The organism is Stagnihabitans sp. (assembly GCF_964946895.1).
Map to the genome: position 1 here is coordinate 17,098 of NZ_CBBQHX010000044.1, position 15,099 is coordinate 32,196.

Here is a 15,099-nt window from a genome sequence, read left to right on the forward strand (position 1 = left end):
TCGCTGGTTTTTTGGGCAAGGCGCGACAAAGCAGCACCCCCCCGGCATCGGGCCTCAACTTTCCGGCCAGGATGCGCTACATGACAGAGATAGAAGGAACCCGCGATGACTGTAAAACTGGCTCCGGCCCTGCTGGCCGAGGATGAGGAAACCGGCGAACGCCCGTTGTGGCCCGCGCTGCGGCGTGGCTTCATGTGTCGTTGCCCCAAATGTGGGGCAGGTCCGGTGCTGCAAAGCTACCTGAAGGTGCGCGATCATTGCCCCGTCTGTGGTGAGGCGTTCTATCACCACCGGGCTGACGATGGCCCGGCCTATCTGACGATTCTGATCGTGGGGCACCTGATGGCGCCGCTGATCTATTTCGTCTTCGTGACCTGGCGGCCAGAGCCGATGGTGATGGCCACGATGTTCACCCTTGGCACCGCTATTCTGGCGCTGGCGCTGTTGCCTCGGCTGAAAGGCGCCATCGTGGCGCTGCAATGGGCCAAGCGCATGCATGGCTTCGCCACGGGCCCCGCTGCGGATCCGTCCTTGCCCGATCATGCCTGACGCACCGGTTCGCGCCGCCGCCAGCGTGGTTCTTGTTCGGCAGGGGCCTCAGGGGGCACAGGTCCTGATGGGACAAAGGGGTGCGGGGGCGGTCTTCATGCCGTCGAAATACGTATTTCCGGGCGGGCGGGTCGATGCCGGGGATCAGGCCGGGACTTCGGGCCTGTCGCAGACCTGCCTGACCCGGCTTGGATTGCACCTGCCAGAGGGCGCTCCGGTACCCGCTGCACTGTTGGGCTGTGCCCACCGTGAGTTGCGCGAGGAAACCGGGTTGACTCTGCCCCCCCTTGCCCGCTTGCGCTTCATATTCCGGGCGATCACCCCGCCCGGCAGCCCGCGCCGTTTCGATGCCCGGTTCTTTCTGGCAGATGCCGCCGCTGTGACCGGCCCTCTGGACGATTTTTCAACCGCCGAGGACGAGCTGTCGCATCTGCATTGGGTGCCTTTGACCGCATCGCGCCATCTGGACCTGCCCTTCATCACCGAGATCGTTCTGGCCGAACTGCGCGCCCTGCTGGACGGCCATGATCAGCCCGGCGTGCCCTTCTTTGACAATTCCGGCCCGGTGCCGACCTTCCGCCGGCTGGTCTAGTCCCGCCCGTCATGTCGCACCGGCCAGATCGGATGCGGCACGGGATCCTTGGCGCGGATCAGATAGCGGCGGAAGACCTCGGCATAGTTGGCATAGACATAGCCCTCGTTGCGGCGCTGGTAATGCGCCTTGCGGTCGGCATAAAGACCCGGCAGTTTGTACCACGGCACAGCCGGGTGCATGTGGTGCACGACGTGGAAATTGTTGTTCAAAAACAACAGTGAAAGCGGGCCACGGTCCTCGATGATCACCGTACGGGCGCGAAAGGCCTGATGCGCGCGGTGTTCCAGAAAGGTGCGGATCTTCAGCAGCGCGAACCCCAGATAAACAGCGCCAAGGTAACCCAGAAGCGGCATCCCCGCCCAATGCAGCCAGAACAGCACTGGCACCAGACCGATCAGGTTCAGCCCCCAAGCCGCCAGAACCTGCCGATCGCCCTGCCGCATCAGCAGCACGTCCTTGTAGATGAAGGCCCAAGTGCCGATCAAAGGCCCCAGCAGCACCCGGCCCAGAAGCGTGTTGTTCCCCCGCAAGATCAGCCGCGTCACCCCTGACAGCCGCGCCCAGACCTCTGGCGGAAAAAAGTTGGACTCCGGGTCGTCATAGGGATCGGTCAAGACCGGGTCGTAGTGATGCTGCAGATGCGTCACCCGAAAGCGGCGGTAGGGCACGAAGATCGCCAGCGCGGGAAAGACCAACGCCTCGTTGAGAAGGGGGACGCGGAAGGGATGGTCATGCAACGCCTCGTGCTGCAGAGAGGAGAATTGCGCTATCGCAACCCCGCACAGGATCACGGACAGAAGCGCGCTTTGGCCCCAGACCAAAGTTCCCAAGACCCAGACGGCATAGGTCGCGGCCAGCAGGGCCAAGGTCGGCCACTCGATTTCGTCTGTCTTTGCAGGCATTTGCATCTCCTTGCCTGAGGCAGCTTTACCACTTGCCTGATGCTGCCGGAATTCGGAGAATGCGCAAGCAATCATCACCATTGGTGTGGATTATCCCCATATGCCGGATATGATCGACAAACGTGACCGCGCTTCGTTGTTCCGACTGCGGCTAAGTATTGCCATGGCGCAGGCCAAGGCCAGTCAGGCCAGCCTGGCCCGCACGGCGGGGCTGGATCGGTCAACCATTTCTGCATTGCTGTCGCCCGGAACGCGCTTGCCCAATGCGCAGGCGGCGGCCGATTGTGCGCTGGCTTTGGGTGTCTCCACCGATTGGCTTCTGGGGCTGACCGACCGTCCCGCACCGCCGGACCGGCTGGCGGACGAGGCGGTGACGCTGGTCGCCGCCCCGCGCGCCTTGTTTGACGACACGATCTTCGGCTGGCATCGCGCGGCGGCGGGGGCCAAGATCCGCCACGTGCCCGCGACGCTCCCCGATCTGTTGAAGACGCGTGAGGTGGCGGAATGGGAATACCACGCCACGTTGGGCCCCGATGCACCGCAGGCCCTTGCGGCCTTCGAGGCGCAGCGCAACTGGCTGGCCAGCGCCCATTCCGACTTTGAAATTGCCATACCGCTGCATGAACTCGGCAGTTTTGCGGCAGGCACGGGCTATTGGGCGGATCTGCCCAAGGCCCTGCGCCGTGCCCAGATTGACGACTTCATCCGCCTGACCGAGGCGCTGTATCCCGCGCTGCGTCTGTACCTGTTTGATGCGCATCGGGTGTTTTCGGCCCCGGTCACGGTCTTCGGATCCGAGCGCGCGGTGGTCTATCTGGGCCGGCAGTATCTGGTGTTCACCGACGCGGCCAAGGTCGCCGAAGTTTCGCGCCACTTTGACTGGCTGGTCCGCGAAGCGCGCTTTTCAGCGCGCGACACGGCCAGCCACCTGCGAAGCCTGACGGTCTAAGCCTTAATAGACGCTGAGCTTCGAGACATCATAGCCGTTGAAGGCCAGAATATCGCGGGCGGCCTTCAGACGGTCCGCGGGCAACTTGGCGTCCCGGTTCAGGATCATCCCGTAATGCCCCGAGGGCGAGCCGATCACCAGCGTGCGGTTGTCGCCATCGGCCCAAAGCACCCAGAACGGGCCCACTCCGGGCAAATCGAACCGCCCCGGCACCGTTGAGGTCATTGCCGCCTGCCCCTGCTTTTGCCCCGAGGGCAGGCAAAGCGAAAAGCGTGTCTGTGTCCCAATCTCCATGCCGCCACCCGCGCAGGCGGCGCCAAAACCGGCCACTTGCGTCCAATGCCCGGCGATCCGGGCCGGATCGAAGGCGGCGATGGAATAGACTTGGCGCGTGGTGTCGCGGTAGGTCGCTTCGACCACGGGTTTTGGGGCGCAGGCGGCCAGCAGCACGGCGACCAGAGACAGTCGGATCATTGCAGACACAGGGTAACCTCGGTTCCATCGGCCTGCAGGATGTCGTTGCAGCCCATGAGGGGGGTGATTGGAGAACAAGTGCCGGATTGTGCAAGGCATTCGCCCTGACAATCGCCCTTGCGGTGGCAGGCCTTGCCGGAATCCCGCGTGGTATGGACACAGACATGCCCGGTCGAACTGCCCGAAGCGGACCATTGGCCGCGCGATTTCTCGCAAAGCGCCTGTTCGGGCGAAACAATCGGGGCAGGTGCAGGGGTCGCGGCAGGGGCAGAGGCCGCCGGCGCGGTCTGGGTCTGCGCTGACCCCAGCGCGTTCGGACGCGGTGCGGGACGCGGGGTGGTCTTGCCCGGCACCTGCACCGCCACTGGCGCCCCGGTTTGCGGGGCAGCGACGGTCGCCGCAGGTTTGGCGGGCCCAAGCGGCGTCACCGCAATCGTATCCGAGGCGAGAGGCAAGGTGTCCGCCGCCGGAACCGGTCCCGGCGCAGGCGTCTGCATCTGGCAGGCGGCCAGCAGGCTCAGAACGGCGGCAAGACGGGCAAGCGGGCGCATGGGTCCCCTAAGGTTACAGGCAAGACTGACGCCAAAGCCGGGGGCTCTGGCAAGCGATTTGATCAGTAGGGTTGCGGATGGGCGCGGTGGGCGGCCGCAATCTCGGCCAGAACTTCGGGCGACAGGGTGATGGGGGTCAGATTGACCGCCAACTGCTTGGTGCTGGTTGCGCCGACGATGGGAATGGTCGGGAAGGGGCGGCTTTGCGTGAAGGCGATGGCCATCTGGCAGGGATTCAGGCCATGGCGTTGGGCAATGTCCAGATAGGCCTGCGTCGCCGGAAAGGTGCGCGGCGTGATGCGCCCGGACAGGATCGGGTTCAGCGACCGGCGCGAGCCGGCCGGTGTCACATCACCCTGATACTTGCCCGACAGGATGCCACAGGCGAGGGGCGAGAAGGCCAACATCGGCATGTCCTCCATCACCGAAAGCTCGGCCCAGTCCGTGTCGAACTGCCGGCAGAGCAGCGAGTATTCGTTCTGGATGGTCGCCATGCGCGGCAATCCGTGCTGGTCGGCCAAGGACAGCCATTTCGCCGTGCCCCAGACAGATTCATTGGAAAGTGCAATGTGGCGGATCTTGCCTTCCTTGATCAGATCAGCCGAAAGCTGCAGGATTTCAAGCATATGGTCTTCGACCTTCGCCTTGGCTTCCCCACGCGGGTCAAAGGCCCAATTGTCGCGAAAGTGATAGGCGGCGCGGTTGGGCCAGTGCAGTTGGTATAGGTCGACATAGCTGGTGCGCAGGCGGCGCAGGCTGCCCTCCACCGCTTGCCGCATCGCTGCTGCCGTCAGGGGGGCACCGTCGCGCACCGCCGCCTGCCCCTCTCCGGTGACCTTGGTCGCAAGGATCACACGGTCGCGGCAGCCACGGGCGGCGAACCACGCACCGATGATCTCTTCGGTCCGACCGACAGTTTCCTTTGAGACCGGGTTGACCGGATACATCTCGGCCGTGTCCCAGAAATTCACGCCGTAGGCCCAGGCCAGGTCGATCTGGGCATGGCCCTCGTCTTGGCTGTTCTGGCTGCCCCAGGTCATCGTGCCCAGGCAGATTTCCGAAACTTTCAGCCCGGTCCGTCCCAAATCAATCTGCCGCATCGCATCCTCCGGATTTTGCGGCAAGCTAGGAGGTTCGGGGGCAGAAGGAAAGTGAGGAGGATTGAGAACATTAACAGAACATCCTAGACTTGCCAGATGGCGCTGCCGATTCTTCATATCCCAGATGGGCGCAAGCCCTGGCCCGTGCAGGCTTTGCCCGGCGGGCTTGGTCTTGGTCTGGCGCGGGGCCGGGTGCATGAAATCTGCGGGCCCGCCCGCTGGGCGCTGGCCGCGATGATCCTGGGCGAAGGCGAGGGGCCGGTCTTGTGGATCGGTCCGGGTTGGGTGGCAGAGCGGATTTACCCGGCGGGACTTGCCGACTGGGCCGATCCGGGCCGGATCCTCTTTGCCCGCGCGCGGCGGCCCGAGGATCTTCTGTGGTCGATGGAAGAGGCGTTGCGGTCGGGAGCCATCCCGCTGGTGCTGACCGATCTGCCCGCCCCCCCTGCCCTGACCCCGGTCCGCCGTCTGCACTTGGCCGCCGAAACCGGGGCCGAGGCCGCGCGCCATGCGGGCCGCCTGCCCCCCTTGGGCCTGCTTTTGACGCCAGAGCAGGGCGGCGCGCAGGGCGTGGAAAGCCGCTGGCATATGGCCGCCGCCCCCAGCCACTCCACCCTGATCGAGCGGCGCAGCGCCTGGGTTCTGCACCGCTTGCGCGCCCGCCTGGCCCCCGAAGCCGCCTTCCATCTGCGGCGCGAGGCCCCCGATGACATGGGCCACGCCCGTCTTGTGGGCGAGGTCTGGCAGCGGAAAGATCAGGGCAACACCTGATCGTGACTTGCAAAATCCACCGACGTGCTAAGCTTGGTGACAGGAGGACCCCATGCGCCTGATCTCGATCCTCGCCCTCGTGCTGACTGCCGGTTCTGCGATGGCAGCGCCTCAGGCCTATCATTTGCAACCCGACCTCTCCTCGGTTGGCTTTGAGACGGATTTCGGACCGGACAAGATCACCGGCACCATGCCGGTTTCAACCGCCGATCTGACGCTGGATTTCGCCCATGTTGCCGCCTGCAAAGTGGCGGTGACCCTGAATGCTGCGGGGGCCGAGGCGAGTTTTCCCTTTGCCGCGCAGGCGATGAAGGGGCCGAAAGTTCTTGATGCGGCAGAGTTTCCGCAGATTTCCTTCGTCTCGACCGCGGTGAAGGCAGAGGCGCAAGGTGCGACCGTGTCGGGCAACATCACCATTCGCGGTGTCACCCAACCGGCCAGTTTTCATGCCGAAATCTACCGCCAGCAGGGCACGGTGGAGGGTGATCTCAGCCATCTGACCATCCGCCTGACCGGGGCCGTGCAGCGCAGCGCCTTTGGCGCCGTGGGCTGGCAGGACATGGTCGGTGACGAGGTGCGGCTGAACATTCTGGCCCGGATCGAAAGGGCCGACTGAGTGTTGAATGACGCAACGCGGTTTGGTCTGGTCAGCCGGGTGATCCACTGGGCAATGGCTGCGCTGATCCTCAGCCTGCTGATCCTGGGCACCAAACTCAACTCGATGCAGCCGGGGTTGGCGAACCTGTGGCTCTATGGGTTGCACAAGACCATGGGGCTGACCGCCTTTGCGCTGGTGCTGATCCGCTTGATCTGGCACCGCATCAGCCCGCCGCCAGAGCCGATCGGCCCGCCCTCGGCCTGGGAGACGCGGTTGGCCAAGGGGGTGCATCATCTGACCTATCTGCTGTTGGTGCTGATCCCGCTGGCCGGCTGGGCCTATGCCTCGGCCACGGGGCTGGATATCCTGTTTGCCGACCGCTGGGTCATTCCGCCGATCGCCCCGGTGTCGGAAGCTTGGGAGAATGCAACCCATCTGGCACATTCCGTCCTGACCAAGCTGCTGATGGCCGTGCTGGTGCTGCATGTGGCGGGCGCTGTGCGGCGGGGTATCGCGGGGGATGGCACCGTGTCGCGCATGATCTGGAAAGCGCCAAAAGGCTGATCCCAATCAAGCCCTTCCCCGCGGAAAGGCAGCACACCTCGGTCGAACTTGGATCAGGAGTGCATCATGCAAATCAGTTTCTCCGGGCAGACCGCCCTTGTGACCGGCGCAGGGTCTGGCATCGGCGCGGCGATTGCCGCCAGCCTTGCCGCTTCGGGCGCGCGTGTCATCGTGGCCGACCGCAATCTGGACCATGCCACCGCCGTGGCGGCCAACATCACCCAACTTGGCGGGCTGGCCCATGCGGCCGGTGGCGATGTGTCGGACCCCGAGGTGGTCAAATCGTTGGTGGCCCTCGCTGTCGCCAAGGGGGGTGCGCTGACCCTTCTGGTCAACAACGCCGGCATCGGCGGCCCGCAAGCCTTGCTGGGCGACTATCCGATCGACGGCTGGAAACAGGTGATCGACATCAACCTGAACGCGGTCTTCTACGGTCTACGCTTTGGCATCCCGGCGATGCTGGCGGCCGGCGGCGGCTCCATCGTCAACATGGCCTCGATCCTGGGTAGCGTCGGCTTTGCCAGTTCGTCGGCCTATGTCGCGGCCAAGCATGCGGTCGTGGGGATGACGCAGACGGCGGCGCTGGAGTATTCCGCAAAGGGCATCCGCACCAATGCCGTGGGACCGGGCTTCATCGACACACCGCTTCTGACCGCCCTGCCTGCCGCGGCCAAGGCCGGTCTGGCCGCCCTGCATCCGATTGGCCGGCTTGGTACCTCGCAAGAGGTGGCCAATCTGGTGCTGTTCCTTCTGTCGGACAAGGCCAGCTTCATTTCCGGCAGCTATCACCTTGTTGATGGCGGATACACCGCGCAATAGCCTTAGCGCTGGCCCTTCGCCTCGGCCCGCGTTAAATGAGCGCGGACCGAGACGAAAGGGCGCACCATGGCACGGATTCTGATCACTTCTGCCATTCCCTATATCAATGGGATCAAGCATTTGGGCAATCTGGTGGGCAGCCAGCTGCCCGCCGACCTGTTCGCCCGCTTCTGCCGGGCGCGCGGCGACGAGGTGATGTTCATCTGCGCCACCGACGAACATGGCACCCCCGCCGAACTGGCCGCGGCCAAAGCGGGCAAGCCGGTCGAGGAATACTGCGCCGAAATGCACGAAGTGCAGAAGGAACTGGCCGCTGGCTTCCGACTGTCCTTTGACCACTTCGGGCGCTCCTCCAGCCAGCGCAATCACAAACTGACCCAGCATTTCGCAGGCGTTCTGGCCGACAATGGCCTGATCCGGGAAGTCTCGGAAAAGCAGGTCTATTCGATTGACGACAAACGCTTCCTGCCCGACCGTTATATCGAGGGCACCTGCCCGAACTGCGGCTACACCAGTGCGCGCGGCGACCAGTGTGACAACTGCACCAAGCAGCTTGACCCGACCGACCTGATCAACCCCCACTCCACCGTCTCAGGCTCCACCAATCTTGAGGTGCGCGAAACCAAGCACCTTTACCTGATGCAGCGCACCCTGCGCGACAAGCTGGAGGCCTGGATCGACTCCAAGACCGATTGGCCGATCCTGACCACTTCGATCGCCAAGAAATGGCTGAACGATGGCGATGGCCTGCAAGACCGTGGCATCACCCGCGACCTGTACTGGGGCATTCCGGTCAAGCATGGCGACCAGCCCTGGCCCGGGATGGAGGGAAAGGTCTTCTACGTCTGGTTCGACGCGCCCATCGAATACATCGCCGGCACCGCCGAATGGGCTGATGCGCATGGCTTGGGGGATGACGCGTGGCAACGCTGGTGGCGCACTGACAAGGGCGCCTCGGACGTCACCTACTACCAGTTCATGGGCAAGGACAACGTGCCCTTCCACACGCTGTCCTTCCCCGCGACGATCCTGGGCAGCGGAGAGCCGTGGAAGCTGGTCGACTACCTCAAGTCCTTCAATTACCTGAACTATGATGGCGGCCAGTTCAGCACCTCGCGCGGCCGTGGCGTGTTCATGGATCAGGCTTTGTCGATCTTGCCCTCCGATTACTGGCGTTGGTGGTTGCTGAGCCACGCCCCCGAAAGTTCGGATGCCGAGTTCACCTGGGAGAATTTTCAGGCCTCGGTCAACAAGGACCTCGCCGACGTTCTGGGCAACCTGGTCAGCCGGGTGACCAAGTTCGCGCGCTCCAAGTTCGGTGAGACGATCCCGGCGGGTGGCACCTTTGGCGCGCAGGAAACCGCACTGATCGCCGATCTGGGCGCCAAAATCCGCGACTACGAAGGTTACATGGCCGCGATGGAGGTCCGCAAGGCCGCTGCCGAGTTGCGCGGCATATGGGTCGTGGGCAACGAATATCTGCAGTCCGCCGCGCCCTGGACCGTTGTGAAGACCGACCCCGAGCAGGCGCAGGCGATGATCCGGCTGGCGATCAACCTGATCCGTATCTATGCGATCCTGTCGCAGCCTTTCATTCCGGACGCTTCGGCCACGATGATGTCAGCGCTGAACTCTGCCGACTGGACCTGGCCCACAGACGTTTCCGAGGCGATCCGCGCCCTGGCCCCAGGCCACGGCTTTGCCGTGCCAGAGAACCTCTTCCGCAAGATCACCGACGAGGAACGGGCCGAGTGGCAGGCGAAGTTCTCGGGCATCCGGACCTGAACCAAGCGCCCCGAAGCTTTGCGCGGCAGGGCTTGGGGGCGGATGGGTTCAGAAGAGACCGATCAGCTTCAGGCTGACCACCACCAGAATGACGGCCAACAGCATCCGCAGGGCACCTTCGGGCAGTTTCGGCGCCAGAAGGCTGCCCAGGATGATGCCGGGGATCGAGCCCAGCAACAGCGTGGCCAGCAGCACGAAATCCACGTCGCCCAGATACCAGTGCCCAAGGCCCGACAGCAGCGTCAATGGCACCGCGTGGGCGATGTCCGAACCAACGATGCGCAGCGTGGGCAGGCGCGGGTAAAGCACCAGCAGCGCCGTCACACCAATCGCCCCCGCCCCGACCGAGGTCGTGGTGACCAGAACCCCCAGCACCAGACCGGTCAGCACGGTCAGACCCGCCACCAGACCCTCGCTTGTCGCGCGAACGCGGCGTCCCAGATAGGCCACGATCTGCGCCCGAAACAGCAACGAGGCTGAGGTCAGCAGCAAGACCGCGCCCAGCAGAACCGCCAGAATGCCGCCCTTGCTGGACTGGGCGCCCAAGGCCTGCATCACCGCAAAGGTCGCCACGGTGCCGGGAACCGAGCCCATCGCCAAGCGCCGCACAATCCGCCAATCCACCGACTTGTTGCGCCCGTGGATTGCCGTGCCGACGGATTTTGTCGCCGCCGCGTAAAGCAGATCGGTGCCGACGGCCGTCGCAGGGTGGATGCCGAACAACAGCACCAGAAGGGGCGTCATCAGCGACCCACCGCCAACGCCGGTCAACCCGACTATGACACCGACGGCCAGTCCGGACAGCGAGAAGAGAAAATTTATGTCTCCGAAGGTCATGTCTGTCGAATCCCTTTGCCGTGGATGGCAGAAATCCTGACATGAACCTTCCTGTCAACGCCAAATGCTAAATGTCTATAGGATTACATGATATTTCCAATCGCGCCGATGCCGGCTCGCCCCTTGGCCGGCTGGCGTCCCTTGATATGCCCCTAAGAGGTGATGCATGGACCTGCGGCATCTGATACTCTGCCGCAAAGGAGCCCGCATGAACGACACCGTGAAATTCGTCTCCAAAGGATCGGCCCATGTCAGCGTGGCGGCTGGGTCCAAGGCCTTGACCGTGTCCTTCGTGCTGTTGCCAAAGTTCACCATGCTGGCCTTTTCGGCCGCAATCGAACCCCTGCGGATGGCCAACCAATTGACCGGACAGGTTTTGTTCCGCTGGCATGTGCTGTCGGATGACGGCTTGCCGGTCGCCTGCTCCAACGGGGTGCCGGTGGTGGCCGAGGGACGCTGGGCCGACACTCAGCCCGAGGGGATCGTCTTTGTCGTCTCGGGGGTCGAGCCCGAGGGCAAGGCCAGCGCGGCATTGGGGGACTGGATACGTGGCCTGTGGCGGCGGGGCCGGATCGTGGGCGGACTGTGCACCGGGGCCTATGCGCTGGCCACGGCGGGCATTCTGCAGGGGCGGCGCTTCACGCTGCACTGGGACAATATCCCCGCCTTTGCCGAACTTCACCCCGACCTGCCCCCGGCGCGTCAGGTGTTCTGCATTGATGACCGGGTGATGTCCTGTGCCGGGGGCGTGGCAGCAGCCGACCTGATGCTGAAGCTGATCGCCGACCGGCACGGGCCAGCCTTGGCGCAAGAGGTGATGAACATGTGTCTTCTGACCCAGCGCCGCGATGGCGAGGATCAGCAGACGGCCTCACTCGCCGCCCGCTTGGGCACGCGGCATGAAAAACTGTTGCAGGCGGCGGCCTTCCTTGAGGCGCGCATCGAAGAGGATTTCGACCTTGACGCCTGTGCCGCCCATCTGGCCTTGTCGCGGCGCCAGATCGAGCGGCTGTTTGCGGCGCATCTGAACATCACCCCGGTGCGCTACATGAACGACCTTCGGCTGGCGCGCGGCCGGGCCCTGCTGGCGGAAACCGACCTGAAGGTGACCGAGGTGGCGGTGGCCTGCGGTTTCGCCTCGGCCTCGCATTTTTCCAAGAGTTTCCGCAAGAAATACGGGCTATCCCCTTACCGCTTCTCGCATTTCGGCGCTGCCGCTTAAGCGGTGCCGTGCGGCGCGCGGCCTTGGTTGCGCCTACTTCGGATGCATTTGGGCAATGGGCAAGGCGGGGCTTTGGCTTGCCTGAGTTGGGCACGGGTTATATGCAGGCGGCAACGAAAGGTGCTGCCATGACCCTGTTTTTCTCGACCACCGATGCGGATTTCGAAGCGCAGTTCACCGCCCTTCTGGGCATGAAACGCGAGGATGCAGAGGATGTCGATCAGGCGGTGGCCGGTATCATCGCCGATGTGCGCAAGCGCGGCGATGCGGCAGTGCTGGAGCTGACGGCGCGGTTTGACCGGATGACCTTGACCGCCGAGCGGCTGGCCTTTTCGGCGGATGAGATTTCTGCCGAGATTTCAAAGGTTTCCCCCGAAGATCGCGCGGCGCTGGAATTGGCGGCAGAGCGGATCCGCGCCTATCATGCGCGGCAGATGCCAGAGGATGCCCGGTGGGTAGACCCGGCGGGGGCCACTTTGGGCTGGCGCTGGACGCCGGTTTCGGCGGCCGGGCTTTACGTGCCGGGCGGGCTTGCGTCCTATCCGTCTTCGGTTCTGATGAACGCCATTCCGGCCAAGGTGGCCGGGGTCAAGCGGCTGGTCGTGGCCTGCCCGACGCCGGGCGGGGTGGTTAACCCCTTGGTTTTGCTGGCTGCGCAGATCGCGGGCGTAGATGTGGTCTACCGGATCGGCGGGGCGCAGGCGATTGCGGCCTTGGCGTATGGAACCCAGACGATTGCGCCCGTGGACAAGATCACCGGGCCGGGCAACGCCTATGTGGCGGCGGCCAAGCGGCGGGTGTTTGGCCGGGTGGGCATTGACATGATCGCCGGGCCTTCCGAGATTCTGGTGATTGCGGACCGTGATAACAACCCCGATTGGGTGGCTTTGGACCTGCTGTCGCAGGCGGAACATGACGAAAGCGCGCAGTCCATTCTGGTGACAGATGACGCGGACTTCGGTCGCGCGGTGGCGGCGGCGGTGGATAAGCGGTTGGAAACGTTGGAAAGACGGGCCATCGCGGGCGCCTCGTGGCGGCAGAATGGGGCTGTGATCACAGTGCGCGATCTGGCCGAGGCGGCAGAGCTGTCCAACCGCGTGGCGCCCGAGCATCTGGAGCTGTGCGTCGCCGATCCCGAGGGTCTGTCACAGGCCATCATCCATGCGGGCGCGATCTTTCTTGGGGCATGGACTCCGGAAGCGATTGGCGACTACGTTGGCGGGCCGAACCACGTGCTGCCCACGGCACGCTCGGCGCGGTTTTCCAGCGGGTTATCGGTGATGGACTTCATAAAGCGCACCACTTTGGCCCGGATGACACCAGAGGCTTTGGCCGCGATCGGACCGGCGGCAGAGCGGCTGGCCATCTCGGAAAGCCTTGAAGCGCATGGACTTTCCGTCCGCGCCCGGCTGGATGCTTTGAACGGGGGGCACCGATGACGAACCAGCTTTTCGCCATTGATATCGACGACAAGGGGCTGGTCGCCCCGACCCCGGAAGTGGATCAGGAACGCAAGGTGGCGATCTATGATCTCTTGGAGGAGAACAGCTTTTCCATCCCGCGCGCGGCGGAGTTTCCCGGGCCGTATCGGCTGGCCCTGGGCATTCGAGACGGACGGCTGGTTTTCGGGATTTCCGATATATCTGAACGACTTGTGGCCGAATTTCATCTTTCCATGGGGCCGTTTCGGCAGGTGGTGAAGGACTATTTCCAGATCTGCGAAAGCTATTTCGAAGCGGTCAAACGCCTGCCGCCCAGCCAGATCGAGGCGATCGACATGGCCCGGCGCGGCATCCACAACGAAGGGGCGCGGGTGCTGCAGGAGCGGCTGGAGGGCAAGGCGGTGGTCGACAGCGCCACGGCCCGCCGTCTGTTCACCCTGATCTGCGTGATGCACTGGGGCTGACAGGCATGGGCACCCTCCCCTCGGCTGTGCTGTTTTGCTGTGATCACAATGCGGTGCGTTCGCCCATGGCCGAAGGGATCATGAAAAAGTATTACGGGCAAAGGGTTTACGTCCAATCTGCCGGGGTCAAGAATGACATGGAGATTGACGGATTCTCGATTTCCGTTTGCGCCGAGATTGGCGTGGAACTGCACCGCCACCGCTCGCGCAGTTTTGAGGACATGCAGCAATGGGGCGATGATCTGGGGCAATATGACCTGATCATAGCGCTTTCGCCGGCCAGCCAGCGCATGGTTCTGGACCTGACGCCGCATTATCACCTGACGGTGGAATATTGGCCGATCCTGGACCCGACGGGCTTGGGCGAAAGCCGGGAGGCGAAGCTGGCCGCCTATCGGCAGGCGCGCGACCAGATCCGGGAGCGGATGGTGGCGCGGTTCGGGCCGCCGGAGCAGAATTAGGACAAGTGCTTGGGAACGCAGCGTTAATCTGGGCTGTGGCGTGAAAACCGCTGTCGGGATGGCGGCGTTTATCCGTAGGTTTCGCGTCGTTTATGTGTAGTTACGCGCGGCGGGCTGGGCCTTTGTTAACCACTTGCCGCGAATCAGGCCTCGGTCGTCAGAAGCGCGGGCAGGTTGTCTTGAATCCAGCACGACAGGTTCAGGACGCGGGTGGCGACTTCGCGGCCCAAGGGGGTCAGCGAGTATTCGACATGCGGCGGCACCACGTCATGCGCCACCCGCAGCACCAGATGGTCGGATTCCAGCACTTGCAGGGTCTGGGCCAGCATCCTTTCGCTGATACCGTCGATCCGCCGCTTGACTTGGGCAAAGCGCAGGGTGCCATCGGCCAGCGCGATCAGCACCAGCGTGCCCCAACGCGAAGTGACGTGTTGCAGGATCAGGCGCGAGGGGCAGTTGGCCATCAGGACATTGCCCTTGCGGACGAACTGTGCGGATTGAGAGAGATCATTGTGCGGCATTGCGGTGTACTTACCAATATGTGTGTACTTCTGTTTCGTAAGTATAGGGATAGGTTGCTGTCGTCAACAACAGGAGATTCCCATGACACTCGCCATTTCCGCTGCCACCGGCCACCTTGGTCGCCTTGCCATCGCTGCCGTGAAGGCGAAAGGCGCCAGCGTTGTGGCGCTTGCCCGTGACCCCGCCAAGGCCGCCGATCTGGGCGTTGAGGTGCGGGCGTTTGACTATACCAAGCCCGAGACCTTTGGCGCCTTGAAGGGTGTGACGACGCTGGTGCTGATTTCCTCGAACGATTTCAATGACCGGGTCGGGCAGCATAAAAGGGTGATTGACGCGGCCAAGGCGGCGGGGGTCGGGCATATCGTTTACACCTCGATCCTGAAGGGTGAGGCTTCGCCCATGGTGCTGGCGGAGGATCACAAGGGGACGGAGGCTTATCTGAAAGCGTCCGGCATCCCGCACACGCTGCTGCGCAATGGCTGGTATACCGAGAA

At 63.8% G+C, this 15,099-nt stretch carries 19 protein-coding genes; 13 read left to right on the forward strand and 6 right to left on the reverse strand.

Going from position 1 to position 15,099, the window contains the following annotated elements; translation table 11 throughout:
* Positions 1–105: 105 nt before the first annotated feature.
* Positions 106–549 (forward strand): DUF983 domain-containing protein, encoded by a 444-nt coding sequence (locus AC1Y2B_RS20110; RefSeq protein ID WP_482254908.1) that lies wholly within the window; start codon positions 106–108, stop codon positions 547–549.
* The gene (locus AC1Y2B_RS20115; RefSeq protein WP_482254909.1) at positions 542–1,141 is read left to right on the forward strand and encodes an NUDIX hydrolase; all 600 of its coding nucleotides are present in this window, start codon (positions 542–544) and stop codon (positions 1,139–1,141) included. The genes AC1Y2B_RS20110 and AC1Y2B_RS20115 overlap by 8 nt, the downstream gene beginning before the upstream one ends.
* Here the strand turns inward: AC1Y2B_RS20115 and AC1Y2B_RS20120 are convergent.
* On the reverse strand, positions 1,138–2,046 hold the full coding sequence (locus tag AC1Y2B_RS20120; protein WP_482254910.1) for a fatty acid desaturase: 909 nt from the start codon (positions 2,044–2,046) through the stop codon (positions 1,138–1,140). The genes AC1Y2B_RS20115 and AC1Y2B_RS20120 overlap by 4 nt on opposite strands.
* Positions 2,047–2,155: 109 nt before the next feature.
* On the opposite strand from AC1Y2B_RS20120, the gene AC1Y2B_RS20125 reads away from it, so the two are divergent.
* Positions 2,156–2,995 carry a helix-turn-helix domain-containing protein gene (locus AC1Y2B_RS20125; RefSeq protein ID WP_482254911.1) on the forward strand — a complete coding sequence of 280 codons (840 nt, stop codon included), beginning with the start codon at positions 2,156–2,158 and terminating at the stop codon, positions 2,993–2,995.
* Positions 2,996–2,998: 3 nt separating this feature from the next.
* Here AC1Y2B_RS20125 and AC1Y2B_RS20130 read toward each other — a convergent pair whose 3' ends face one another.
* The 3 genes from AC1Y2B_RS20130 to AC1Y2B_RS20140 form a co-directional block, all read right to left on the reverse strand.
* Entirely contained in the window at positions 2,999–3,469 is a 471-nt protein-coding gene (locus AC1Y2B_RS20130; protein ID WP_482254912.1) for a lipocalin family protein, read from the reverse strand.
* Positions 3,466–4,020 carry a hypothetical protein gene (locus tag AC1Y2B_RS20135; protein ID WP_482254913.1) on the reverse strand — a complete coding sequence of 185 codons (555 nt, stop codon included), beginning with the start codon at positions 4,018–4,020 and terminating at the stop codon, positions 3,466–3,468. Before AC1Y2B_RS20135 ends, AC1Y2B_RS20130 begins: the two co-directional genes overlap by 4 nt.
* Before the next feature lie 62 nt (positions 4,021–4,082).
* Entirely contained in the window at positions 4,083–5,120 is a 1,038-nt protein-coding gene (locus tag AC1Y2B_RS20140) for an aldo/keto reductase (protein WP_482254914.1), read from the reverse strand.
* A 96-nt stretch (positions 5,121–5,216) separates the two neighbouring features.
* Here AC1Y2B_RS20140 and AC1Y2B_RS20145 point away from each other — a divergent pair, with 96 nt between their 5' ends.
* The 5 genes from AC1Y2B_RS20145 (at position 5,217) to metG (ending at position 9,657) form a co-directional block, all read left to right on the forward strand.
* Positions 5,217–5,891, forward strand: a complete 675-nt coding sequence (locus AC1Y2B_RS20145; protein WP_482254915.1) for an ImuA family protein — start codon at positions 5,217–5,219, stop codon at positions 5,889–5,891.
* Between the two features lie 52 nt (positions 5,892–5,943).
* Positions 5,944–6,507 carry a YceI family protein gene (locus AC1Y2B_RS20150; protein ID WP_482254916.1) on the forward strand — a complete coding sequence of 188 codons (564 nt, stop codon included), beginning with the start codon at positions 5,944–5,946 and terminating at the stop codon, positions 6,505–6,507.
* Positions 6,508–7,053: a cytochrome b gene (locus AC1Y2B_RS20155; RefSeq protein ID WP_482254917.1), complete on the forward strand. Its 546-nt coding sequence runs from the start codon at positions 6,508–6,510 to the stop codon at positions 7,051–7,053.
* Positions 7,054–7,119: 66 nt separating this feature from the next.
* On the forward strand, positions 7,120–7,872 hold the full coding sequence (locus AC1Y2B_RS20160) for an SDR family NAD(P)-dependent oxidoreductase (RefSeq protein WP_482254918.1): 753 nt from the start codon (positions 7,120–7,122) through the stop codon (positions 7,870–7,872).
* Positions 7,873–7,938: 66 nt separating this feature from the next.
* Entirely contained in the window at positions 7,939–9,657 is a 1,719-nt protein-coding gene (metG, locus tag AC1Y2B_RS20165) for a methionine--tRNA ligase (protein WP_482254919.1), read from the forward strand.
* 48 nt (positions 9,658–9,705) lie between these two features.
* On the opposite strand, the gene AC1Y2B_RS20170 is transcribed toward metG, so the two are convergent.
* Entirely contained in the window at positions 9,706–10,494 is a 789-nt protein-coding gene (locus AC1Y2B_RS20170) for a sulfite exporter TauE/SafE family protein (protein WP_482254920.1), read from the reverse strand.
* 208 nt (positions 10,495–10,702) lie between these two features.
* Between AC1Y2B_RS20170 and AC1Y2B_RS20175 the strand changes: the two genes are divergently transcribed.
* From AC1Y2B_RS20175 to AC1Y2B_RS20190, 4 genes are all read left to right on the forward strand, one after another.
* A complete protein-coding gene (locus tag AC1Y2B_RS20175; protein ID WP_482254921.1) occupies positions 10,703–11,716 on the forward strand; it encodes a GlxA family transcriptional regulator in 1,014 nt (337 codons plus the stop codon).
* 128 nt (positions 11,717–11,844) lie between these two features.
* Positions 11,845–13,155, forward strand: a complete 1,311-nt coding sequence (gene hisD, locus AC1Y2B_RS20180; RefSeq protein WP_482254922.1) for a histidinol dehydrogenase — start codon at positions 11,845–11,847, stop codon at positions 13,153–13,155.
* On the forward strand, positions 13,152–13,622 hold the full coding sequence (locus AC1Y2B_RS20185; RefSeq protein WP_482254923.1) for a UPF0262 family protein: 471 nt from the start codon (positions 13,152–13,154) through the stop codon (positions 13,620–13,622). Before hisD ends, AC1Y2B_RS20185 begins: the two co-directional genes overlap by 4 nt.
* Positions 13,623–13,627: 5 nt before the next feature.
* Positions 13,628–14,083 carry an arsenate-mycothiol transferase ArsC gene (locus AC1Y2B_RS20190; protein WP_482254924.1) on the forward strand — a complete coding sequence of 152 codons (456 nt, stop codon included), beginning with the start codon at positions 13,628–13,630 and terminating at the stop codon, positions 14,081–14,083.
* A 143-nt stretch (positions 14,084–14,226) separates the two neighbouring features.
* Here the strand turns inward: AC1Y2B_RS20190 and AC1Y2B_RS20195 are convergent, their stop codons facing one another.
* Entirely contained in the window at positions 14,227–14,604 is a 378-nt protein-coding gene (locus tag AC1Y2B_RS20195; protein WP_482254925.1) for a winged helix-turn-helix transcriptional regulator, read from the reverse strand.
* Between the two features lie 82 nt (positions 14,605–14,686).
* Here AC1Y2B_RS20195 and AC1Y2B_RS20200 point away from each other — a divergent pair.
* The coding region (locus AC1Y2B_RS20200) for an NAD(P)H-binding protein (protein WP_482254926.1) at positions 14,687–15,099 on the forward strand (413 nt) is incomplete at its 3' end.